This window comes from Clostridium sp. MT-14 (genome assembly GCF_042436595.1).
Lineage (GTDB): Bacteria > Bacillota > Clostridia > Clostridiales > Clostridiaceae > Clostridium_B > Clostridium_B aromativorans.
Window position 1 is genome coordinate 1 of sequence record NZ_JBHMIY010000014.1, and the last position, 22,453, is coordinate 22,453.

General features: G+C 37.8%; 19 protein-coding genes and 1 riboswitch. Of the genes, 9 read left to right on the plus strand and 10 right to left on the minus strand.

Annotation, left to right across the window (positions count from 1 at the left end; all coding sequences use genetic code 11):
* Positions 1 to 120: 120 nt before the first annotated feature.
* A riboswitch (SAM riboswitch) is annotated at positions 121 to 227 on the plus strand.
* A gap of 111 nt (positions 228 to 338) precedes the next feature.
* The 5 genes from proC (at position 339) to ACFHWD_RS11010 (ending at position 6,526) form a co-directional block, all read left to right on the plus strand.
* Positions 339 to 1,181, plus strand: a complete 843-nt coding sequence (proC, locus tag ACFHWD_RS10990; RefSeq protein ID WP_378061865.1) for a pyrroline-5-carboxylate reductase — start codon at positions 339 to 341, stop codon at positions 1,179 to 1,181.
* Positions 1,182 to 1,250: 69 nt separating this feature from the next.
* Entirely contained in the window at positions 1,251 to 1,709 is a 459-nt protein-coding gene (locus tag ACFHWD_RS10995) for an L-2-amino-thiazoline-4-carboxylic acid hydrolase (protein WP_378061867.1), read from the plus strand.
* Between the two features lie 410 nt (positions 1,710 to 2,119).
* Positions 2,120 to 4,042: a PrkA family serine protein kinase gene (locus ACFHWD_RS11000; protein WP_378061869.1), complete on the plus strand. Its 1,923-nt coding sequence runs from the start codon at positions 2,120 to 2,122 to the stop codon at positions 4,040 to 4,042.
* Between the two features lie 4 nt (positions 4,043 to 4,046).
* On the plus strand, positions 4,047 to 5,255 hold the full coding sequence (gene yhbH / locus ACFHWD_RS11005) for a sporulation protein YhbH (RefSeq protein ID WP_378061871.1): 1,209 nt from the start codon (positions 4,047 to 4,049) through the stop codon (positions 5,253 to 5,255).
* The gene (locus ACFHWD_RS11010; RefSeq protein WP_150355559.1) at positions 5,207 to 6,526 is read left to right on the plus strand and encodes a SpoVR family protein; all 1,320 of its coding nucleotides are present in this window, start codon (positions 5,207 to 5,209) and stop codon (positions 6,524 to 6,526) included. The genes yhbH and ACFHWD_RS11010 overlap by 49 nt, the downstream gene beginning before the upstream one ends.
* 47 nt (positions 6,527 to 6,573) lie before the next feature.
* Here the strand turns inward: ACFHWD_RS11010 and ACFHWD_RS11015 are convergent, their stop codons facing one another.
* From ACFHWD_RS11015 to ACFHWD_RS11025, 3 genes are all read right to left on the minus strand, one after another.
* On the minus strand, positions 6,574 to 7,410 hold the full coding sequence (locus ACFHWD_RS11015; protein WP_378061873.1) for an HAD family hydrolase: 837 nt from the start codon (positions 7,408 to 7,410) through the stop codon (positions 6,574 to 6,576).
* Between the two features lie 70 nt (positions 7,411 to 7,480).
* Complete coding sequence (locus tag ACFHWD_RS11020; RefSeq protein WP_378061875.1) at positions 7,481 to 8,422, minus strand: hydroxyacid dehydrogenase; 942 nt, start codon at positions 8,420 to 8,422, stop codon at positions 7,481 to 7,483.
* A 132-nt stretch (positions 8,423 to 8,554) separates the two neighbouring features.
* Complete coding sequence (locus ACFHWD_RS11025; RefSeq protein ID WP_150355562.1) at positions 8,555 to 9,793, minus strand: dicarboxylate/amino acid:cation symporter; 1,239 nt, start codon at positions 9,791 to 9,793, stop codon at positions 8,555 to 8,557.
* 157 nt (positions 9,794 to 9,950) lie between these two features.
* Here ACFHWD_RS11025 and ACFHWD_RS11030 point away from each other — a divergent pair, with 157 nt between their 5' ends.
* Positions 9,951 to 10,802 carry an AraC family transcriptional regulator gene (locus ACFHWD_RS11030; protein ID WP_150355563.1) on the plus strand — a complete coding sequence of 284 codons (852 nt, stop codon included), beginning with the start codon at positions 9,951 to 9,953 and terminating at the stop codon, positions 10,800 to 10,802.
* A 72-nt stretch (positions 10,803 to 10,874) separates the two neighbouring features.
* Here ACFHWD_RS11030 and arcC read toward each other — a convergent pair whose 3' ends face one another.
* The 6 genes from arcC to guaD form a co-directional block, all read right to left on the minus strand.
* Entirely contained in the window at positions 10,875 to 11,825 is a 951-nt protein-coding gene (gene arcC, locus ACFHWD_RS11035; RefSeq protein ID WP_150355564.1) for a carbamate kinase, read from the minus strand.
* A 60-nt stretch (positions 11,826 to 11,885) separates the two neighbouring features.
* A complete protein-coding gene (locus tag ACFHWD_RS11040) occupies positions 11,886 to 13,106 on the minus strand; it encodes a YgeY family selenium metabolism-linked hydrolase (RefSeq protein ID WP_378061878.1) in 1,221 nt (406 codons plus the stop codon).
* A gap of 126 nt (positions 13,107 to 13,232) precedes the next feature.
* Positions 13,233 to 14,849 carry an amidohydrolase family protein gene (locus ACFHWD_RS11045; RefSeq protein WP_378061880.1) on the minus strand — a complete coding sequence of 539 codons (1,617 nt, stop codon included), beginning with the start codon at positions 14,847 to 14,849 and terminating at the stop codon, positions 13,233 to 13,235.
* A gap of 123 nt (positions 14,850 to 14,972) precedes the next feature.
* On the minus strand, positions 14,973 to 16,502 hold the full coding sequence (locus tag ACFHWD_RS11050) for a methyl-accepting chemotaxis protein (protein WP_150355567.1): 1,530 nt from the start codon (positions 16,500 to 16,502) through the stop codon (positions 14,973 to 14,975).
* Positions 16,503 to 16,583: 81 nt separating this feature from the next.
* Positions 16,584 to 18,002 carry an NCS2 family permease gene (locus tag ACFHWD_RS11055; RefSeq protein ID WP_179978477.1) on the minus strand — a complete coding sequence of 473 codons (1,419 nt, stop codon included), beginning with the start codon at positions 18,000 to 18,002 and terminating at the stop codon, positions 16,584 to 16,586.
* A 27-nt stretch (positions 18,003 to 18,029) separates the two neighbouring features.
* Positions 18,030 to 19,313: a guanine deaminase gene (gene guaD, locus ACFHWD_RS11060; RefSeq protein WP_229981156.1), complete on the minus strand. Its 1,284-nt coding sequence runs from the start codon at positions 19,311 to 19,313 to the stop codon at positions 18,030 to 18,032.
* A gap of 260 nt (positions 19,314 to 19,573) precedes the next feature.
* Here guaD and ACFHWD_RS11065 point away from each other — a divergent pair, with 260 nt between their 5' ends.
* Together ACFHWD_RS11065 and ACFHWD_RS11070 are read left to right on the plus strand one after the other, a co-directional pair.
* Positions 19,574 to 19,873 (plus strand): hypothetical protein, encoded by a 300-nt coding sequence (locus ACFHWD_RS11065; protein WP_150355570.1) that lies wholly within the window; start codon positions 19,574 to 19,576, stop codon positions 19,871 to 19,873.
* A gap of 78 nt (positions 19,874 to 19,951) precedes the next feature.
* Positions 19,952 to 20,836, plus strand: coding sequence for a DNRLRE domain-containing protein (locus ACFHWD_RS11070; RefSeq protein WP_378061883.1), 885 nt, complete (start codon positions 19,952 to 19,954; stop codon positions 20,834 to 20,836).
* Positions 20,837 to 20,937: 101 nt separating this feature from the next.
* Here the strand turns inward: ACFHWD_RS11070 and ACFHWD_RS11075 are convergent, their stop codons facing one another.
* Complete coding sequence (locus ACFHWD_RS11075) at positions 20,938 to 21,591, minus strand: HAD-IA family hydrolase (RefSeq protein WP_378061885.1); 654 nt, start codon at positions 21,589 to 21,591, stop codon at positions 20,938 to 20,940.
* A gap of 238 nt (positions 21,592 to 21,829) precedes the next feature.
* On the opposite strand from ACFHWD_RS11075, the gene ACFHWD_RS11080 reads away from it, so the two are divergent.
* A complete protein-coding gene (locus ACFHWD_RS11080) occupies positions 21,830 to 22,399 on the plus strand; it encodes a nitroreductase (protein ID WP_378061887.1) in 570 nt (189 codons plus the stop codon).
* Positions 22,400 to 22,453: the final 54 nt, after the last annotated feature.

Genomic DNA, 22,453 nt, shown 5'->3' on the forward strand with positions numbered 1-22,453 from the left:
TACCTTATTAATCCATTTATGGGGAAGTAGGAAAAAATGCACCCATTGGCACAAACGCCGGTTGACAAAAAATTTATTTGCCGGTATAATTTAAGTTAATATAACTACAATTAAATACTTGCTTTATCAAGAGAGGTGGAGGGACTGGCCCTTTGAAGCCCGGCAACCAGTATTTGTGAATAATGCATTGGTGCTAAATCCTGCAGTATAGAACTGAAAGATGAGGATATTTTGTTTGATTAGCTCAAGATTTCCTTGAGTTTTTGTTTTATCTGGAGACTATCAAATTTAAGATGCAAATATTAATATTAAATAATAAAAATTTCAGGAGGATATATATGGGAACATTGAATAAAAAAATCGGTTTTATCGGAGCTGGACAGATGGGAGAAGCCATAATCAGAGGACTGCTTAAATCCAAACTTTTTTCCCCGGAGGATATCTACGCCATGGACATTTTGGACAGCAGACTGGAATATCTCAAAGAAAATTTTGGCGTGACCAATTCCAGCAGTGACAAAAGTACCGGTTATGATTACCTGGTTGACAATTGTGACATTGTGGTATTGAGCATAAAACCCCAGGTATTAAAAGAAGTTTTAGGGTATATTCAAGGATCCGGATGGAATTGTGAAAAACAATTGGTTATATCAATCGTGGGGGGCATGAATACCTCCGTTATTGAGAAATATCTAACTGAGGTCCCCCTGGTCAGGGTAATACCAAATACTCCAATGTTAGTCAATGCCGGGGCAGCAGGAATTGCACCGGGGAAAAATGCTGAACAAAGGCATACCGAACTGGTAATTAAAATTTTCAAGGAACTTGGTATAACTTTCCTGGTACAGGAAAATCTAATAGATTCCGTAATGGCTATAAGCGGATGCGGCCCTGCATATATTTACATGCTGATTGAAGCCATGGCCGACGGAGGGGTTGAGCTGGGACTTCCAAGAAATATAGCCCAGACACTTGCGGCACAGACAGCTTTAGGGGCAGCTAAGATGGTTCTCGAAACCCATGAGCATCCTGGTGCACTGAAAGACAGAGTCTGTTCTCCGGGCGGATCCACTATAGCAGGTGTCAGAACTCTAGAACAGGGAGGTTTCAGGGGAACTGTGATCAATGCTGTAGAAGTCGGCAAGACCAGCATGGAAAAGGTAGCCAAGAAATCTGAATAAAGCGGTTCTCGGGTTCAGATTCGGATAAATTTTACTTTATCAATATAACTGGAGAGAGGAAGGAAAAACATGGGTAAAATAAAAAGCACTGATGAACCAGTCGGTAGAATGGCAAAGCTTATGGCTGAGCTCCATTATTTTATGGCTGAGGAAATGATAGACAGATTAGGCGAGGAAAAGGGAAAAGAAGCTGTCAGATCCGCCATAAGAAAATTTGGCGAAGCGAGAATAGAGAGCATGCTGGAAGAAGTCCATGAAAATGGTCTCGAAATAAGTCCGGAAACTTATGCCAGAGTAAAGGACATGCCTTCCATTTCCTGGGAAAATGATCCTGACAATTCCTGTGATATAACCTACTGCCCTATGTACGACATGTGGCATCAGCTGGGCGCAGAAGACATAGGAGCACTGTATTGTGAAATAGACAGTGTAATGTACGATAAATTCGGAATAGATTTTGAAAGACCCCTGTGCAAAACCAAAGGAGATAATTGCTGTAGATTTTTAGTCAGGGACAAAAAACATTAAAATTCTTGAACATTTGAAAATACTTTATCATAAGATCTCATAAAGACAGCAACATTATAGTTTGGAAACCTGGCTCATATTCTCACAGCCGAGTTTTCAAACCATATTTTACATCTTTAACCTGAATTCACAATATACTGTGTATTGACAAAATTGAATTAAGACAATATAATAAATTGCAATAACTAAAATTAAAGCATCCCCATCATATAGTGATACCCTCTACTAATGCTTAAACCTCAACTGCTCTTCAAAATATCTTCTTAAAATTTCAAGCATACTCTTCTGAGTATTACTCAAAATTTAGTACATATTACTTTATCCCTCTAAGTCGCAGCATTTTCAACTATTATACATAATAATAATTCATCCTGCGTAAGTATTTAATATAAGTTAAAGGAGAGATAACTATGAATTTTAAGGAAATAATTGAAAGAGATAGAGAAGTTCGAAAAAAGCATGAGTTTGAAGGTACTTTTCTCGAATACCTGCAAATTGTAAAAGACAATCCCCATATAGTGAAACTGGCACACAAAAGAATGTACGACATCATAATAAACAAAGGCTATGAGGTATTGAAACCCGAAAAAAATCCAAGGATCAAAAAACTATATGGCAATGAACCAATCAGAAAATACAATTTTTTCAAAGATGACTTTTTTGGAATTGACAAGGTGATAATGAAGCTTGTAAATTACTTCCACTCTGCAGCAATGAAAGGTGAAGAATCAAGGCAGGTGCTTTATCTTGTAGGCCCCGTAGGAGCAGGCAAATCCTCTCTGGTGGAATCAATCAAAAAGGCTCTGGAAACCTCAGAACCAATTTATTCTCTAAAGGGCTGCCCCATGAGGGAGGAACCTCTTCACCTGATACCAAACCATCTAAAACCTGATTTTGAAAAAATGCTGGGTGTGGAAATTGAGGGTGACCTGTGCCCCGTATGCAAATACAGGCTAAAACACGAATACAAGGGAGAATATGAAAGATTTCCCGTTGTAACCAGTGATTTTTCCATCCGGTCGAGAAAGGGAATTGGAGTAGTACCTCCAGTTGATCCGAACAACCAGGATACGTCAGTCCTCACAGGTTCTATCGATATATCAAAAATGGATATGTATCCTGAAGACGATCCAAGAATATTTTCACTAAACGGTGCATTTAACGTTGGAAACAGGGGACTCGTAGAATTTATAGAAGTTTTTAAAAATGATGTGGAATATCTCCACACAATTATTACGGCCACCCAGGAAAAATCCGTTCCATCTCCGGGAAAAGGATCAATGATTTATTTCGATGGAATTATTCTAGCTCATTCAAATGAATCGGAGTGGAACAAGTTTAAGTCCGACCACACCAATGAAGCAATACTCGATAGAATAGTAAAAATTGAAGTACCCTATTGTATGGAATTAAATGAAGAAGTCAAGATATATAAAAAAATACTCGGCAAGAGCCAGTTCAACGCCCATATAGCTCCCCACACTATTGAAACTGCAGCTATGTTCGCAATTCTCTCAAGGCTTTCTCCTTCCAACAAGGTGGATCCTGTGACAAAATTAAAGATCTACAATGGGGAGGATATAGTTGAAAAGGGAAGCACTAAAAAAATCGACTTTGCGGAATTAAAGGAAGAAGCAGGCATGAGAGAGGGCATGACTGGAATTTCCACAAGATTTATCATCAAGGCTCTGGATGATGCACTTTCCAATTCCGAATACAACTGCATAAACCCGCTGAGCGTAATGGAGAGCCTGATAAAATCGGTAAAGGAGCTGGATATAGCCGAGGACGATAAAAAAAGATATTTGACATTTTTAAAGGATTCTATCAGAAAAGAATACAACAAGATACTTGAAAAGGAAGTGACCAAGGCATTTATACACAGCTTCAAGGAACAGGCAGAAAGTCTTTTCGACAATTACCTGGATCATGCTGAAGCCTATGTAAACAGGAACAAAATCAAGGATCGCTCTACAGGTGAAGAGCTTGAACCAGACGAGGTGTTTATGAGATCCATAGAGGAACACATAGGCATTCCTGAAAGTTCTGCAAAGGGGTTTAGAACAGATGTTACCTCATATATGTTCTACGTTATAAGAAACGGCGGCAAAATCGACTACACCTCCTATGAGCCTCTTAAAGAAGCTATTGAGAAAAAGCTCACTGTATCTGTAAAAGAACTGTCAAGAATTATAACCAAATCCAAAGTAAGGGACAAGGATCAGGATGAAAAATACAACTCAATGGTGGAGGAAATGAAAGCAAACGGATACTGCGATCACTGCTGCGACGTAATTTTGAAATATGCTGCAAACAATTTGTGGAAGGATTGATATTATGGCTATTTTCAGAGAATTCGATACCGGCGGACATCATGATAGATCCTTAGAAGATAGAAGACGTCACAGACAGCTTGTAGAGAAATCAATTAAAGACAACCTGGCGGATATAATATCGGAAGAAAGTATTATAGGTCAGAGCGGAAACAAAAAAGTGAAAATCCCCATAAAGGGCATTAAAGAATACCAATTTATATATGGAGACAACAGCCAGCAGGGTGTTGGAAGCGGCAACGGCTCCCAGAAAAGAGGAGACAAAGTTGGAAAAGCTTCCGGTAAAAAAGGCTCCGGTGCCGGAAACACAGGAGCCGGAAATGAAGAAGGGGAAGATATCTACGAGACAGAAATAACCATAGAGGATCTCATAAATTACCTTCTGGAAGATCTGGAGCTTCCTTTAATGGACAAGAAAAAATACTCGGATCTGCTGTCAAAACATTCGCTTAAAAAGACTGGCTACCAGAAAAATGGTATAAATCCAAGGCTTGCTAAGAAAAGAACCGTCATCGAAAAGCTTAAAAGACAGCAGAATATAAAAAGGGACCTCAAAGAAGCGGAGGAACAACTTCCGGATACCAAAATACAGGAATATAAAGAGAGGAAGTCAAAATTTCACTTCAGACAGGACGATCTAAGATATTTCAGGGTGAAGGAAAAACCAAAACGCGAATTAAACGCCGCCGTCATCTGTGTGATGGATACCTCGGATTCCATGGACAGTACGAGAAAATTTCTGGCAAGATCTTTTTTCTTCATTTTATATCAGTTCATAAAGATGAAATACAACAACGTGGAAGTAAAGTTCATTGCTCATTCCACTACAGCTAAAGTAGTTACGGAAAGTGAATTTTTCCACAAGGTGGAATCTGGAGGGACTTATATATCGAGCGGACTGCAGAAAGCCCTGGAGACAATCGAGGAAAACTACAATCCTGCCTACTGGAATGTCTATACATTCTATGTAAGTGACGGTGACAATTGGAGTGAGGACAATGCGAGAGCATTAAAATGCGGTGAGGAGCTGTGTAAAATATGTAATCTTTTCAGCTATGCTGAAATCATGCCCAGTTCTTACGGCGGCAATATAAAAGAAATTTTTAAAAATGGAATCAACAACAGTAATTTTACTGTTGTCACCATCAACAAAAAACAGGATTTATGGAAATCCCTAAAAGAAATTCTACAAAAAGATCTGGAAAGAAGGTGATTTCCCTGGAATATACAAATATGGATTTAAAAAATTGGTGCGATATTATAGAAAATGCTGCCAAAAAGCTAGGGCTTGATTTTTATCCCCAGGAATTTGAAATTGTGGATTACAAGGATATGATAGGGTATGAGGCATATTCAGGTATGCCTTCCCGATATCCTCACTGGAGTTTTGGAAAATCCTATGACAAGGCGGATTCACTTTACAAGTACAACATCTCGGGTCTTCCCTATGAAATGGTGATAAATTCAGATCCCTGCCTCGCCTACTTGATGAAGGACAACACCCTGCTGCTGCAGATTCTGACCATGGCCCACGTATACGGGCACAATGATTTTTTTAAGAATAACAGATTGTTTAAAGAAGGAACCAGGGCATCTTACACTATTGAATTTTTTAAAAACAATGCAGATATAATAAGGGAGTATGTAAATGATCCAAGTATAGGGTATGAAGAAGTGGAAAAAGTTTTAAATGCAGCTCATTCCATAAGATTCCAGATAAACAGAACCATCGGCATGGGAAAATCAGATGAAGAATCCAAAGAGGATCTCATAGCTTTTATCATAGAGAAGGGCAAGCTGGAAGAATGGCAAAAAAATATTCTAAATATAGTTAGAAGAGAGACTGCCTATTTCATACCACAGATTGAAACGAAAATCATGAACGAGGGGTGGGCAAGTTACTGGCACTATAAAATTTTAAATTATCTTAAACTTCCGCCTTCCCTTCATCTTGAATTCATTAAAAGACACAATGACGTGATTTCGCCCCTTATGGGAACAATAAACCCATATTACCTTGGTTTCAAGATGTTTGAGGATCTGGAAAAAAGGTACGGAAAGGATAAAATATTTGAAGTAAGAGCTCTTGAACGAGATGAATCCTTTATCAGGAGATATTTAACGGAGGAATTATGCAGTGAGATGAATTTATTTGAATATATAAAGAAAGGTGACGACTATGTTGTAAAGGAAATTTCTGATGAAAGCGGTTGGACTCAGATCAGAAGCACCCTGTGCAGCAACTGCGGTGTCAACATGATTCCCAGCATTGTGGTAGATGATATATCAAAAAAAGACGGTGCTCTTGTATTAAAGCATATTTATGAAGGAAGAGAATTAAATTCAACTTACATGGAGGCAACTTTGAAACACATCTATGATCTTTGGAAACATCCTGTAGAATTAAATACTGTCATATATGAAAATAAAACAAAGGTCTGCTGTGAAGAGGATAAAAAAATTTCCTACACCAATGTAAAGTGATCCAAAATGTAAGCTTAAAAGTGATAGATTGTGCCAATCGCAATCTATCACTTTTTCAGTAAAAAGCCGCGTTTTTGAAGAAATTTAGCCACACCGTCATCATTATTTGAATCTATAATACCTGTGGCTAGATTTTTCAACTTCTCATATGCATTTTTTACCGCATACTTTTCATCTGCAATTCTAAAAAGAGGTTCATCATTTAAATTGTCCCCAAAACAAATCATTTTATCCATTTGCAGATATTTCTTTAAAAATTCAGCTGCCCATCTTTTATTGCCCTGTGGATTCGTAGCCTCCAGCCAGAAAAAACCTCTGGAATATATCTCTTCAGTATAGTGACAGCTTACATCCAGGTTATTTTTAAACAATTCATAGGTATTGTCAAGACATCCCTTTTTTTCTATGGCAAAAATATTTATCACCCTGTAATTCACAAGAGATAAAGGCCCGTCCACCAGGGTAAGTCTTTTATCTTTCTGTGCCCTTCTGGAATCCACATATATTTTCTGGCCGCTGTTAAATATTCCCCTGTAAAATAATTTTTTACTTCCCTCTGAATCCACTGCTGATATAAAAGGGTGTATGCCCTTAGATTCATAGTATTCCAAAATAAATTTCACAGAGGTTTTATCCAGATAATTCCCCACAATATTTCTACCTGAAACAGGATCATATATAAATACTCCATTGTTCAAAATCACAGGCAAATTCAAATTCAAGGGTTTCAATATATTTTTTGAAGCCTCATAGGATCTGGCTGTAGCAACGGTAAATTTCATCCCTGACGCTATAAGATCATTTATAATTGCAGCTGAGCTTTTACTTATAACCTGCTCTGAAGTCAGCAGTGTTCCATCTAGATCCGATATATATAGATTCAAGGTTCTCCTCCTTTTAGACAATACACAGTTTACAATTTACAATGTACAGTTCACAATTAATGTTAATAGGCTACTTTACAGGCCAGGATGGTTTTTTACCACTCAAAACCTGATGTATGCCAAGGGCAGAATGAAGGGACATTCTCTTCACAGCTTCTTCAGTATGAGCTGCAGTATGTGGAGTCACAATAACATTGTCAATTTCAAAAAGCGGGTTATCCTGTGATGGAATTTCCCCGGTAAACACATCAACAGCAGCTCCTGCAATTTTTTTATTCACCAGAGCATCCACCAGGGCACCTTCATCAACCACTTCACCCCTGGCTGTATTTATGAGAAAAGCTCCCGGCTTCATAAGTGAGAATTCCCTCTCTCCTATAATATTTCTGGTAGAATCACTCAAAGGTACATTCAAGCTTACAAAATCAGAATTTTCAAGAACATAATCCAAATTATCCGTAAGTTCAACATCTTCCATCTTCACAGAATCAATGTGCCGTCTAAAGCCTATGACATTCATCCCAAATCCTTTAGATGCCTTGGAAGCGACAAGTTTCCCTATACTGCCTATACCTATGATTCCAAGAACTTTTCCTTCAAGATCCCAGCCGAGAGTCTTTCTTATACCAAAATTTCCATCTCTCAATTCCCTGTCATATACAAAAAACTTTTTAGCCAGTGCCAGAATAAGCCCAAGAGTATACTCCGCCACTGAATTTCTATTTGACTCAGGGGAGTTGGTGATCTGTATCCCCCTTTTAGCTGCAGCTTCAATATCTATATTGTCCACACCAACTCCAAATTTTGATATGACCTTCAATTTAGGTGCAGAATTTATGATATTTTCTGTAATAGAAGCCATGCGGACCAGCACTGCATCACAGTCCCTGACCTCCCTTGCAAGCACCTCCTCCCTTACACTAGAGGCTATCTTTATATCATAGCCGCACTTTTTAAGATATTCTTTGCCTTCACTGCCTATATTTTCAGTCAGCAAAACCTTATAACCCATATTAGTATCACCCCCTTAGACAATTCACAATTTACAATTTACAATTTACAATTCACAATTTACAATTCACAATTCACAATTTACAATTTACAATTCACAATTTACAATTCACAGTGCACAATGTGCATTGAATCAAAGCCACTTTTTTCCCTCTACGAGCCTGGATATCATCATACTTGATACTGTATTCCCCGCAGAATTCAATACAGTAGCCGGTGCATCTATTATAACACTTATAACTGCAATTATGGGAAGCAATTCTGGAGGAAAGCTATATACACTTAAAATGAGCATTTCACCAATCATACCGCCGCTTGGAATAGCCGCCATTACAGCTCCTACCAGAAATGCCACAAAAATTATGGACAATACAGCTGAAGGACTGGTCATGCTTTTTCCAAAAAGTGCGAACAAAAAGGTTATCTTCATGACACCTCCAATGGCAGATCCATCTTTGTGTATATTGGCGCCCATTGGAATTACAGTTTCCGCTACATCATCAGGTACCCCCATTTTTTTTGTGAATTCCAAATTAACCGGAATAGTTGCCGCACTGGAGCAGGTAGCCAGAGCAGTTATAGTGGGTGTTATCACGTTTTTCCAGAATATATTGATTGCCTTTTTTCCACCGGACATAAAAGCATATATGGTAAAGAATCCAAAATAATAGACTACGGCCAGAACCACATAGAGGATGAAAACCCGCAGATAGCCTTGAAGTATTTGAGAGCCAAGAGAGCCTATTACTGCAGCAAAATAACATCCAAGACCTATGGGAGCATAATACATCACTATTTTTACCATTTTCATAGTGACTTCTGAAGCTGCCGTCAAAAACTTTGTTACAGGTTCCGCCTTTTCCCCCAATAAAGCCGTGGAAATTCCAAAAAGTACTGAAAATACAATGAGCTGGAGCATATTGCTCTTGGAAAGCAATGAAGCAAAATCCGAGACAGTAACAGTATTCACAAGCTGTTCCAATATCCCTCCCTGCTTAACCTGCTGTGCTGCATCTCCGCCAGTAGATACGATCTTCTTCAAAGTATTATAATCTATACCTTTAGCTGGATTTACAATAAGTGCGCCTATGAACCCTATTACGGAAGCTATAAGAGCTGTACAAAGGAAAATAAAAAACGTACTGGCCATGATCTTCCCAAGTCTTTTCATTCCCTTCATATTGGCTATGGCAGAAGTAACGCTGAAAAACACCAGCGGTATTATTATCATGAACATCAGATTTAAAAATAAGTCCCCAAAAGGTTTTAATACCACAGCTTTAGGTCCACCCAAAATGCCTACCACTGCACCTAAAATTATTGAACCAAGCAATAGAGCAGAAAATTTGTAATTTTTCAAAAACGACTTCATCAACTAATACCTCCACAATTTCGTTTATATCGTGAAAACAAAATTCACCTATATTTTATTATATTCTAATTTTTTGCGGTTTTTAGTGCTAAAAATGCTTGAAACATTGCAAAAAATGCTTTAACCTATAATTATAGTAACTGAGGGGAAAGAGTAAATGTGTGAAAATAAAATTCTAAAAATAAAAAAAGGTTATCTCAACAATGATTTTGAAATATTTCATCTAAAGAATAGAGAATCCATTGATTTTGAATTTCATTATCATGAATTCAGCAAGATAGTGATCTTTCTGTCCGGTGATACCACCTATTTAATTGAGGGCAATTCCTACAAATTAAAACCCTGGGATATACTTCTTATAAACAGCAACGACATACACAAGGCCGTAATAGATCCAAATAAAATTTACGAGAGGATAATTTTCTGGATCAACCCGAATTTTCTGGCAAGACACAATGACAAATGCAATCTGTCAAGTTGTTTTGAAATGGCATCGAAGCAGCGTTTCAACCTGCTCAGGCTAGAAAATGCACACCTCGGTAACATAAAAAAATTGCTTTTTAACATGGAATCATCTTTAAAACACAGAGAATTTGGCTATAAATTGCTTGTAGAATGCTTTTTCATACAGTTCATGGTATACGTAAACAGATTGTTCTTAGGTCAAAAAAAACCAATGGAATTACCCGATATAAAATATGACGAAAATATAGGCAATATCTTAAATTATATAAATAAAAACTTAAATGGGAATCTGTCCATAGATTATATTTCCTCTAGATTCTACATGAGCAAATATTATCTAATGCACAAATTTAAGGAACAGACAGGGTATACAATACACAATTATATACTTCAGAAAAGACTTATTATGTCCAACCTGTTGATAAAAAAAGGCATGAGTATAACAGACGCCTGCCTGGAATCGGGCTTCAATGATTACTCAAATTTTCTAAGAGCATTTAAAAAAGTATTCGGCCTCTCTCCCAGAGAATATTATAAAGGCTAAAAAATTTCATGAGACAAAGGATCTTCTTTGTCTCATGAAAACACCATTGAATAATTATGGACTGCATAGGCATTATTTATTTAAAGTGATGATGGTACCTGTTTTATCTTCCAGGGCATCTACTGCCTTGTACAGTGAAGTGATTATCGCCTTATGAGAGGGATTGGCTTTTGCAAACATAACAGCAGCCTCTATTTTAGGCAGCATGGATCCTGCTGCAAAATGACCTTCTCCCATATATTTTTCAGCCTCTGCCACTGTAATATGACCCAGATCAACCTGATTGGGCTTATTAAAATTAATTGCTGCCTTTTCAACCTCTGTCAATATCATGAGTATATCAGCATTCATATCTTCTGCTAATCTTTCAGCTGCCAGATCCTTATCTATAACAGCTGCCACACCCTTTAAAGAGCCATCCTCCTGTTCAACTACAGGAATACCGCCCCCGCCAGCCGCCACACATATGGTTGAATCCCACAGCACCTTGACGGCAGGAAGTTCTACTATCCTCTTCGGAACCGGTGAAGCTACGACCCTTCTCCATCCTCTTCCAGAGTCGTCTTTCATCACATATCCCTTTTCAGTCTTAAGCTTGTCAGCTTCCTCTTTGGTATAAAAGGCTCCTATAGGTTTAGTGGGATTTTTAAAGGCAGGATCATCCTTATCAACTACTGCCTGAGTTATAAGAGTCACTACAGGTACTTTCTTGTTTCTCTTATCAAGTGCCCTTCTCAGGGACTGCTGTATATGATATCCTATATAACCCTGACTCATGGAGCCACATACATCAAAGGGCATAGGCGGTGTGATATTTTCCGCAGCTTTGGAAGCCATGAGAATTCTTCCAACCTGGGGACCATTCCCATGGACTATTGCAATTTCATATCCCTTGCAGCTTATATCTGCAATATATTCACAAGTTTTTTTTACCACTTCCAGTTGTGCCTCAGCTGTGGCAGGAGCCCCGGCTTCCTGAAGTGCATTTCCCCCTAATGCTATAACCAATTTACAAAATCCCATTATACATATTCCTCCACAAATTTTATATTTAAATTAATATGTGTCCTACAAGTTATAATTCTATTTATCAGCAAATTTATTCACATAAGCTACCGGGATAAGTGCATACATGGCAGCACATTTTACCAGTTCATCCTTCCATGTCTTTTCATTTGGTGCATGGGCTTGATCTTCGTGACCAGGTCCAAATCCAATACACGGTATATTATACCTTCCCATTATTGAAACTCCATTTGTAGAAAACGTCCACTTGTCTACTTTTGGTTCGCTTTTAAATAAATCCCTGTAGCAGTTCACCGCATTCTGACATACCTTGTGATCTTCCGGCAGCACCCAGGTCGGGAAGAAACATTCAGTTGGGTATTTAAGCCCCGTATAGGAAGGTCTTTCGTAAGTGTACATTTCTACATCAGCTTTTGCAGCTTTAACAGAGGGCAGCTCCTTGATTTGTTCAATTGCATATTTCCAGGTTTCACCGTTGGTAAGCCTTCTATCTATGGAAATTGTACATCCATCTGCCACAGCACATCTTGAAGGTGAGGAGAAGAAGATTTCAGATACAGTCAAAGTTCCCTTTCCAAGGAATGGATCATCTATAAGCCTTTCATTTAAATCCTTCAATTCATTCAATATAGGAGCCATTTTGAATATTGCATTGTCTCCTCTTTCCGGTGCGGAACCATGACAGCTTACACCGTGGGTAGTAACTTTTATCTCCATTCTTCCCCTGTGACCCCTGTATATATTAGTTGAAGAAGGTTCTGTAAGTACGACAAATTCAGGTTTTACCTTGTCCTCATTGATTATATACTGCCAGCAAAGCCCATCACAATCTTCCTCCTGAACAGTACCTGTTACTATAAGGGTATAGTCATCTTCCAGTCCCAGTTCTTTAATTATTTTTCCCGCATAAACCATGGAGGCCATTCCACCTTCCTGGTCAGACACACCTCTTCCAACTATGATCTTGTCGTCTTCATATCCCTCATAGGGATCGTAGTCCCAAAGATTTCTGTCCCCTATTCCAACCGTATCTATATGGGCATCCATAGCAATAATGTGTTTCCCATGTCCTATATATCCAAGGACATTTCCCATAGGATCTATTTCCACCTTGTCAAATCCTACTTTTTCCATTTCCTCTTTTATTCTGAGTATTACCTTTTTCTCTCCACAGCTCTCACTTGGAATTGCAGCCATGTCCCTCAAGAACCTGGATATTTCAGGCTTATATTTTTCTGCCAGCTTTAATATTTTTTCACTATTTACATTTAAAGCCATATTAAATCTCCCCCATCCATCTATTATATTTTCCAACCTCAGCCTTTACAGGTTTCAGTTAAGAATTATTTTAATAAATTAACTAGTTAATCTAATATTATAATATCATCTTTACTTTGTCAATATTTAAATAAAACATTTACAATGTCTGATAACCCGACCATAATCCCTTTTGCATAAGTTTCCATTTTCTACAGCAACTTTGCCATTCAGTACAACATATTTTATGCCCGCAGGCTCTTTCCTGGAATTGTTATAATCCTCATATCCCTCAATTTCATCAAAATCAAACACAGTTATATCAGCTGTTTTCCCCTCGGCAAGCTTCCCCCTGTCCTTCAATCCCAGGGTCACTGCCGGAAAAAGGGTACATTTATATATCCCCTGCTCAAGACTCAGGACCTTCTTATCCCTTATAAATTTGCCTATGAAGAGGGGATAATTCCCATATAGACGGGGATGGGGCACTCCTGCAGGTATGCTGTCGGATCCCACCATCTGAAGAGGATGTTTTATAAGTTCAAGGGTATCCTCTTCTGAAAATATATTTAAAGTCACTATCCCAACTCCTGCATTTTCTTCAATAATAAGCCCTGCTATAAAGTCCACCGGATGAACATTTAAATCTCTGGAAATTTCCCCTACAGTTTTTCCTATATATTTCAGGTTCCCAGGTTTTTTCACCGAGGTAATGAGTATTCCATCCCAGCCTGCTACTGCGCTGTAATTATCCCAGCCTGCATAGCTGACGGAAGTATCCTCAATTTCACTTTTTACTCTATCCAGACATTTCTCATCCTTTAACATGTCAATGAGCCTGTCTTTTCCCTTTTCCGTAATCCAGGGCGGCAGAAGCTGGGTCATCAAGGTGCTCCCCGAAAGGTAAAGATGTTCGTCAAAAGTAATATTTACTCCTGCTTTAACTGCTTTTTCTACAATTTCAATGAGCGACCCTGCACTGCATCCAAGCTCTTTGGATGCATAAGATCTCATATGAGAAACCTGAAGCCTTACCCCTGATCTCAATGCTATGTCTATAATTTCCCTCAAAGCATTCTTCATGGTATTATCGTGGTTTCTGACATGAACCATGACAATTCCATCATACTTTTCTACAACCCTGCACAGGGCAATCAACTCATCTTCGCGGCTGAAAATACCAGGCACATACTGCAGTCCAAGAGACATTCCAAAGGCACCTTTCTTCATAGCATCCTCTACTATATCACACATCTGCTGAAGTTCACCGGTATCAGGTATTTTACTGCTGAATCCGACGGTATTTACTCTTATGGCACCCTGTGAAATAAGCATACCATAGTTGTTTTTCAAGCCCCTGGAAGAAATCTTATCCATATATTCATCGACATCATGAAAGCTCCATTTCAAATCGGGATCTCCCACCACTCCCTTGATATAACTTTTCCACCCACGGTCTTTCCCGTGTACACAGGGTACAACTCCCAGACCGCACTGTCCTACAAGTTCCGTGGTAACTCCCTGCATCAGTTTCAAGCCTCGAATTTTCTCACTCATAAAAGTCACCAGATCATTGTGACTGTGGACATCAATAAAGCCCGGAGCCACTATGAGTCCAGAGGCATCGATAATCTTATCTGCAGAATCATGTATATTTTCTGATATTTCCACTATTTTGTCATCTAAAATTCCTATATCCGCATTATAGGCATCATTTCCCGTTCCATCTACAACAAGTCCATTTTTTATGAGAATATTCAGCATCCCTATTACCTCTTTTCACGATTTTTACTAACCAGTTAATCTATTTTCATTATAATTTTCCACACATTCTGTGTCAATAATGGCTATTGATCGTGAAATGATTCTCGGGTTAAATCAAAAAAATCAATCCAGTAACTTGAACAGGGAATCATAGGACAGTGCTACCTGATAGAGGAGCCTCCTCTCATAATCCGGAACAATCATAAATTTAAATAACTTTTTAGTCTGGGCACTCATTTCCAGGGGAGTAACATAATATTTATTTTTATCCTCAAATAAATATTTTCTGATATCCTGTTTTTTATTCTCAAGTATCAATTCATATAAATTAAGATCCAGCGCACTTTCTATATTGGAAAAACATATCACTCCGTCACTGCTGCATACATCGATCTCATCCACTCCAAGCTCCCCTGCCAGTTTGTCCATGGTATCAACATTTTTCTCATTCAGCTCATTATATTTTTCTTTTAGCTGAAGTGTCTTTTTATACATAAGTTTATCCATTACTGCAGAAGCAACATACTGTTTGGTCTCTTCCGAAAGTTGGGTTATTACCTGAATACTGCTGTTTATTTCTTCTATAGAGGCGTTTTGCTCCTGTGAAGCCGCAGAAATTTGCTCTGTGTCAGAGGCAGTTTTATGTACCATCTCCTGATTTCTCTCCGTAATAGAAAGCACCGCCTCACAGTTTTTATCTATCTGCTGAATTATACTTTGAATATGCTGTATATTTTCTGCATTTATCTCAAAAGCCTGGAACATTTCATCTAATGATTTTTTCATATTACCTATGACATCGGCACCTTCTGCAACATAATTCGTAACCTGAAAAACAGAACCTGAAGAAGATTTTATGTCTTTTTTGATCTCCCCAATGATGCCGTTTATTTGAGAAGCTGCATCATTTGACTGCTCCGCCAATTTACGAACTTCATCTGCCACTACTGCAAACCCCTTCCCGTGTTCACCTGCCCGGGCCGCTTCAATAGTAGCATTCAATGCAAGCAGATTTGTCTGTTTAGCTATATTTGTGATAAAGACTACAATATCTCCTATTTTTTTGGATCTATCATCTAACATTTTCATTTTGCCCCGGGTATCATAAGAAGTACTTTTTATCTTGTCCATAGTATTGACCACATCTTTTACGGACTCACCAACTTCTTTGGAAATTTCCCTGGAGTGCTGTACTGTTTCATTTGTCTTTTTTACAAATGAGGATGAGCTTATAACCATCTCTCCAATTTTCTTGAATTTATCAGTTGTCTCATCAGCCACATCCATCTGAGAGCCATTTTGGTCAACAATACTCTGGGTATTTTGAGCAACCTGTTCCGCTGCTTTTCCACATTCTTCAGCAGATGCCTTGATGTTCTGCAAGGTATTATTCAGTTTTACAGAATTATATAAAATATTTTTAAAATAATCTTTTATCTCATTGTCTTCCATATAACGTTCAGAATTCACTGTAACATGCTCACTGCCATCATTGTTTGAATTATTTTTTTTCATAAAATAAATTCCAAGTAAAACAAATATCGAATCCAGTACACCAAACAGCAAAATGCCGCCAATACCGGATATTCCAACAATGGTAGTAATTATAAAAGCTATTAAAAATGAAACCACAATTATTATAATACTACCCATCAAGACTCCTTCTTTCCAAGAAATAAAAATAATTTCCGGGGAAAGTTATGTCTTATTCCCCCTAAACTGCCGTACACGCCATCATTCAAAAGGCAGCATTATAAATCTCAGTACAAACAATATTCCAAGTATATACACTATGGGATTAAGCTCCTTATACCTGCCAGTAGCTATTTTTACCACAGGATAAACGATCATGGCAACTGCAATTCCATTGGCTATACTATAACTGAAAGCCATAAGTGAAATGGCAAAGAAACACGGAAGTGCCTCTGTAAAATCATTGAAATCTATATTTTTGATTACACCCATCATCAGAGCTCCCACTATAATAAGTGCCGGTGCCGTAGCCTGTGCAGGAACTACACCTACGAGGCCTGAAAAAAACAGCGAAAGTATAAACAATATACCTACTGTTACAGCCGTGAGTCCAGTTCTTCCACCTTCTGTGACACCTGCAGTGGATTCTACATAAGTTCCCACAGTACTCGTCCCTAGAAATGAACCTGCAGTTGTAGCTACAGCGTCACATATAAGGGCTTTTTTCATCCTGATCACTTTTCCATTTTCATCTATCATTCCAGCTTTTGTAGCAGTTCCAACAAGGGTACCTATGGTATCAAAGAGATCCACAAGGCAGATGGTTATTACAACCATTACAAAGCTGAGTATTGCACTGGCTACAGTAGTTCCACCTTTTGTCAGAAGGCCTGCAAAGTCAAATGAGGCAAAAGTAGGGGCCAGTGAAGGAGGAGCACTGAATACATGCAGATTTGCAAGTGAAGTGATCTTAAAGGGTATACCCAGAATAGTGGTTATAACAATACCAAGTAAAATAGATCCTTTCACATTTCTAGCCATGAGTACTCCAATTACCAGAACCCCTATTATAGTAAGGAGAGTACCTGGATCTGCAAAATTTCCAAAACCAACGAGGGTCGATTTATTTGAAACTATTATTCCCCCGCTCTTCAGTCCGATAAGTGCAATAAAGAGTCCCACACCTGCTGACATGGCATATTTCAAATTCTCCGGTATGGCATCTACAATCTTTTCTCGTATGGAAGTAACAGTAATAATTATAAACAAGATACCTGAAGTAAGTACTGCAGCCAATGCCTGACGCCAGGTAAATCCAAGTGTAAGACATACAGTGTAAGTAAAGAATGCGTTGAGCCCCATTCCCGGAGCCTGCGCGAAAGGCAGATTGGCATAGAATCCCATTATAAAAGTTCCAATAGCAGCAGCCAGACAAGTTGCCACAAATACAGCAGACACAATAGGATCACTGCCTACAGCAAATTTTGAAGCTGCATCACCCACCACACCAGCTGAATTCATGCCTGCCACCCTCAGCACACTTGGGTTTACAAATATAATATAGGCCATTGTAATAAAGGTGGTAATTCCCGCAATGATTTCCGTCTTAGCATTTGTATTGTTTTCTTTCAGTTTAAAAAACGACTCCAGAAAAGATTGTTTTTCAACCTTGGTTTCCATATAAAATTCCCCCTAATAAAATTATAATTAATAGAGTATTGGTTCCTTTACCTCCCTTCCGCTTACATATCTCACTTTTATATTTCTGTCATCCCCTGTATAGATAAACTTCTGCAATCTTTCCTCTAAAGACAAAGATCTGAATATAGATAGATTGCTGTCATCAATGACAAGGGCATCAAATTCATATCCCCTTTCAAAGCTTCCTACCCTTCCAAAAAATTTTCCCCCTCCCTTAGTGGCCATGTAGAACAATTCCGCCGTAGTAAGAGGTTTATCTACTCTGCTGCTTTGAAGCCATTTCAGGTTGGACACCTGACCGCTGTTTACGATTACATTCATCATGGAAAGACTATTTCCAGCGGATATGTCACTCCCAAGCCCTACAGGAATGCCTCTGGAAACAAGCCTTCTAATGGGTGCAATACCGCTTGACAAATTGCAGTTTGACAGCGGGCAGTGAGCTACAAATACGTTATTTTTCCTCATCAGTTCAATTTCATCTTCATCTACCAGAATGCAGTGGGCCATGACAGTAGGCATCTCTCCAAAAAGTCCAGCACTTTCATATACGCTTGCATAGTTATCATGATCGGGATGCAGTTTTCTTACAAAATTGATTTCATCACAATTTTCAGACAGATGAGACTGCACCGGTACCCTGTACTCCCTGGCCAAATTCCCCAGACTCTTTAACAATTTAGGACTGCAGCTTGGAACAAATCTCGGAGTGATAATGGGTTTTACAAGTTCATATTTGCTTAAATACTCTTTTAATATTTCTTCTGTATCCTCTATTGAATTTTTCGTGTCTTCCACCAGATATTCGGGAGAGTTTCTATCCATATTCACCTTTCCCACGTAAGCCGACAATCCAGATTGTGCGAGCAAATCCATAAGGAGTTTAGTGGAATCCTTATGCATAGTTGCAAAGATACAGCATCTAGTAGTGCCATACCTCCATAATTCCCTTATCAAAGCTGAGTACACTTTTTTCGCATATTCTATATCAGAATACCTTGCTTCTTCAGGGAACGTATAGGTTTCAAGCCACGGCATCAACTCCTTGTCAATTCCAAGTCCCAGATTGCCATACTGGGATGCATGTAGATGGAGATCAACAAATCCCGGAATTATAAGTGAGTCCCCATAATCCACAATCCTCACTCCGCTGAATTCTTCAGGAAGATGTCCACAAACACCTTTAACAAGTTTACCCTCGACAACAATATATCCATTTTCAAGCACTTCAAATTTACCAAAGGCTTTGGTGAAAATAATATTACCTTTAACTGCATACACGTTTTTCATTAGATCGCCTCCTATGAGCTTTTTACGTTCAGGCAGTTAAATTAGAATAAAAGATCTTCAATTACCAAATGTTTAACAATCAAATTTTTATTAACTAGTTAATCTATTTTTATTATAATTTTGAATTTTCTCTCTGTCAATAGGACTGTGATATTTGCATTTAAATTTACCCAGTAACAATTTCATAAATTCTAAATACTATATTTATTAGACAAAAGTTTATATCTATAATAAATGAAAACGAAGGAAGTGAATAATATATGGCTGCATTGCCAGTAGATTTTGATACACCACAGACTGCTTCTGGGCAATTAGTTACAGTAACAGGGACTGTACCCGCAGGAACTAGTTTCGTTGAAGCAATTCAATTAGATGTTCTTAGGACTGACTCAAGTCATGAGTACTTCTCTATTGCTACTGTTTATGACAATTCAGCAGGTACAACTCCATTAGATGTCAATGACACTCTTAACCTTGCAATTGTTCCAAAATTAGAAACAGGCGAAACTGTAACGTTAACAAGTTATGGGTCATTAAAAGCTGAAATAGTTCAGTCATAATATAATAATATAGATGGCCAAGGCATGAAAATGTTATTGGTCATCTATCATATTCATTTTAGATTGGAGGTAATATCCTTGGATACATTTATGATTCCAGCAAGTAAAAGCCTCACATTAACTGATAAAATTCCAAATGGAAATATTCAAGACTACAGGATAATTGTAGGATGTGATGGCAATTTTGAGTATCATGGTTTACTTTATTTCAATATCTCTTCATTACCAAATAATATTATAGCAACCAAAGCTGAATTAACATTATTTAAATGTGATAGTTTTCATAACGATAAAAGTATTGAATTTATAATATATCCAATATATGACCATTTTAGCTTATACACTACTTATTCTAGAATTCCATCAGCAGATAAATTTAACGGAATTAAGTTTTATCCAATGACATCCAAATCAGCAGTTACTATAGATATAACTCATATAGTTTCTCCATGGATTAAAAACGCTTCATCAAACAAGGGTATAATGGTTTCCAGTATATGGAACAACTCTGTAGCAAGTTTTGGCTCGGCATTATCAACAAAACAACAGATAGTTCCTTTTATAACTATCACTTATAAACATAACGATACCACACAAAATGACAAACCGCATTGCAATCATGATTTCCATCTATCAGTACAAATAGTTAATAGCCATAACCCTGTTACTTCTCCAGTTCCTTCAAATCCCAGCCTAACCGAAGTCACAGCAACCGGAGCAACTGAACGGCATTCCATATTCGTAGTAATGATAGAATTAGTTATAACAAGAAGTAATGGTGCCATTGATAAATATTATGTTTCAGATGAATATATTAATTCGACTGACGAATCACTGAATATTAATAAGACATATTCAATTCCTGTAGTACCTGCACTTAATACAGGTGATTTAGTAACAAGTGCCAATATCTACGGTGCTTATAGAGGTATCGCCAACATTTCCCGGCAAACCTCAATCTAATATATAAATTAGCTATTTTAAGCCTTTAAATATGGTAATATTTTTCAAGTTTTTTCGGTACCATCCAGGCACTGCAGATCTAAATAAAATAGAACTATTTCCTACACGGAAATAATTCTTTGAAATAGTTCATTCACATCATGAACAATATAAGCTGCCTTTGCATTTCTAAGTTCTTCAACAGAACCATATCCATAAGCAACTCCTATACAATCTATGCCATTTTCCAATGCCCCTATGACATCATGCCTCCTGTCACCCACCATAACTACCTGCCGGTTATCGCCTATATTATACTTATCTATGATATACCCGATCACTTCCTCTTTTTTACATCTTGTCCCATCTAAATTGCTGCCGACAACAGTGTCAAAATATGAATATAAATTAAAATGCTTCAATATCCTTTTGGCAAATTCCGTGGGTTTTGAAGTAGCTACTATCAAATTCAATTTCAACTTCTTCAGCTTTTTCAAAAGGCCTTCAATGTTTTCATACACTTTATTTTGAAATATTCCCTTTGTCTCAAAATATTCCCTGTAATATCCAATTGCATGAAGCGCCTGTTCTTCACTAAAATTGTAATACTGCATAAATGAATCCTTAAGCGGCGGGCCTATGAAGACTTCAAGTAAATCCAAATTCTCTACAGCAATATTATATTTTCCCAGGGCATATTGTACCGACTTTGTTATCCCCTCTTTGGAGTCCGTCAGAGTTCCATCTAAATCAAAAAGTACATATTTATATCTCAATTCATCTTCTCCCTTTCTTTAACGTATATAATACATTTCAAATATACAAACTTGCAGAAACTGAAGCTTTAACTTTTTCACTCACAATATGTATTTTATCATATATAATGCTATCAATCTATAATAAATGGGGAGCAGCCAAAATCCTAAGGTGTTTAAATAGTTGACAATGGTTTCATATTTAAGTATCATTCAATATAAGAAGAAACTGTTTTATACCATGGAGAGGAGTCCTATTATGAATATCATTGAAAGAATAAATACAAGAAGAAGTACAAGATCCTTTAAGGATCAGGAGGTGGATTCAAATACAATTCATGAATTAATCACGCTCGGGACAAAAGCTGCTACCGGTTCCTACGGCCAGCCCTGGGGATTTGTAGTCATAACAGACAAATGGGAAATAAAATCCCTATCGGATGAAATCAAGAAATATCTGGTGGAAAACATAGCAGATTATCCTTATTTCAAACAATATGAAAACTGGCTTAAAGATGAAAACTTCAGCGTTTTTTACGGTGCTCCCTGTGTAATAGTAATTTACGGTGACACATCTTCACACTGGTGTACTTATGACTGCTCCCTGGCAGCAGGCAATATCATGCTCTCTGCCAAAGAATTCGGTCTGGGAACCTGCTGGATTGGATTTGCAGAATGTATATGCAGTACTCCTGAATTCAAATCAAAACACAATGTACCCGATTCCTACAAACTGGTAAGCACCATGATAGCCGGCTATCCCGATGAGAAGCAAAAAAATCAGAAACCTCCCAGAAGAAAACCAGCACTTATTTTCTACGAAAAATAAAGCAGAGTACTTGAAAATCAAAAAATCCCTGTGATAAGCGGGCTTTTTACTTTC

Excerpts from the sequence above, each read along its gene's own strand:
- proC (WP_378061865.1), top strand. The coding sequence starts at position 339 with ATGGGAACATTGAATAAAAAAATCGGTTTTATCGGAGCTGGACAGATG.
- ACFHWD_RS10995 (WP_378061867.1), top strand. The coding sequence starts at position 1,251 with ATGGGTAAAATAAAAAGCACTGATGAACCAGTCGGTAGAATGGCAAAG.
- ACFHWD_RS11000 (WP_378061869.1), top strand. The coding sequence starts at position 2,120 with ATGAATTTTAAGGAAATAATTGAAAGAGATAGAGAAGTTCGAAAAAAG.
- yhbH (WP_378061871.1), top strand. The coding sequence starts at position 4,047 with ATGGCTATTTTCAGAGAATTCGATACCGGCGGACATCATGATAGATCC.
- ACFHWD_RS11010 (WP_150355559.1), top strand. The coding sequence starts at position 5,207 with ATGGAAATCCCTAAAAGAAATTCTACAAAAAGATCTGGAAAGAAGGTG.
- ACFHWD_RS11020 (WP_378061875.1), bottom strand. The coding sequence starts at position 8,422 with ATGGGTTATAAGGTTTTGCTGACTGAAAATATAGGCAGTGAAGGCAAA.
- ACFHWD_RS11025 (WP_150355562.1), bottom strand. The coding sequence starts at position 9,793 with ATGAAGTCGTTTTTGAAAAATTACAAATTTTCTGCTCTATTGCTTGGT.
- ACFHWD_RS11030 (WP_150355563.1), top strand. The coding sequence starts at position 9,951 with ATGTGTGAAAATAAAATTCTAAAAATAAAAAAAGGTTATCTCAACAAT.
- arcC (WP_150355564.1), bottom strand. The coding sequence starts at position 11,825 with ATGGGATTTTGTAAATTGGTTATAGCATTAGGGGGAAATGCACTTCAG.
- ACFHWD_RS11040 (WP_378061878.1), bottom strand. The coding sequence starts at position 13,106 with ATGGCTTTAAATGTAAATAGTGAAAAAATATTAAAGCTGGCAGAAAAA.
- ACFHWD_RS11045 (WP_378061880.1), bottom strand. The coding sequence starts at position 14,849 with ATGCTGAATATTCTCATAAAAAATGGACTTGTTGTAGATGGAACGGGA.
- ACFHWD_RS11050 (WP_150355567.1), bottom strand. The coding sequence starts at position 16,502 with ATGGGTAGTATTATAATAATTGTGGTTTCATTTTTAATAGCTTTTATA.
- ACFHWD_RS11055 (WP_179978477.1), bottom strand. The coding sequence starts at position 18,002 with ATGGAAACCAAGGTTGAAAAACAATCTTTTCTGGAGTCGTTTTTTAAA.
- guaD (WP_229981156.1), bottom strand. The coding sequence starts at position 19,313 with ATGAAAAACGTGTATGCAGTTAAAGGTAATATTATTTTCACCAAAGCC.
- ACFHWD_RS11065 (WP_150355570.1), top strand. The coding sequence starts at position 19,574 with ATGGCTGCATTGCCAGTAGATTTTGATACACCACAGACTGCTTCTGGG.
- ACFHWD_RS11080 (WP_378061887.1), top strand. The coding sequence starts at position 21,830 with ATGAATATCATTGAAAGAATAAATACAAGAAGAAGTACAAGATCCTTT.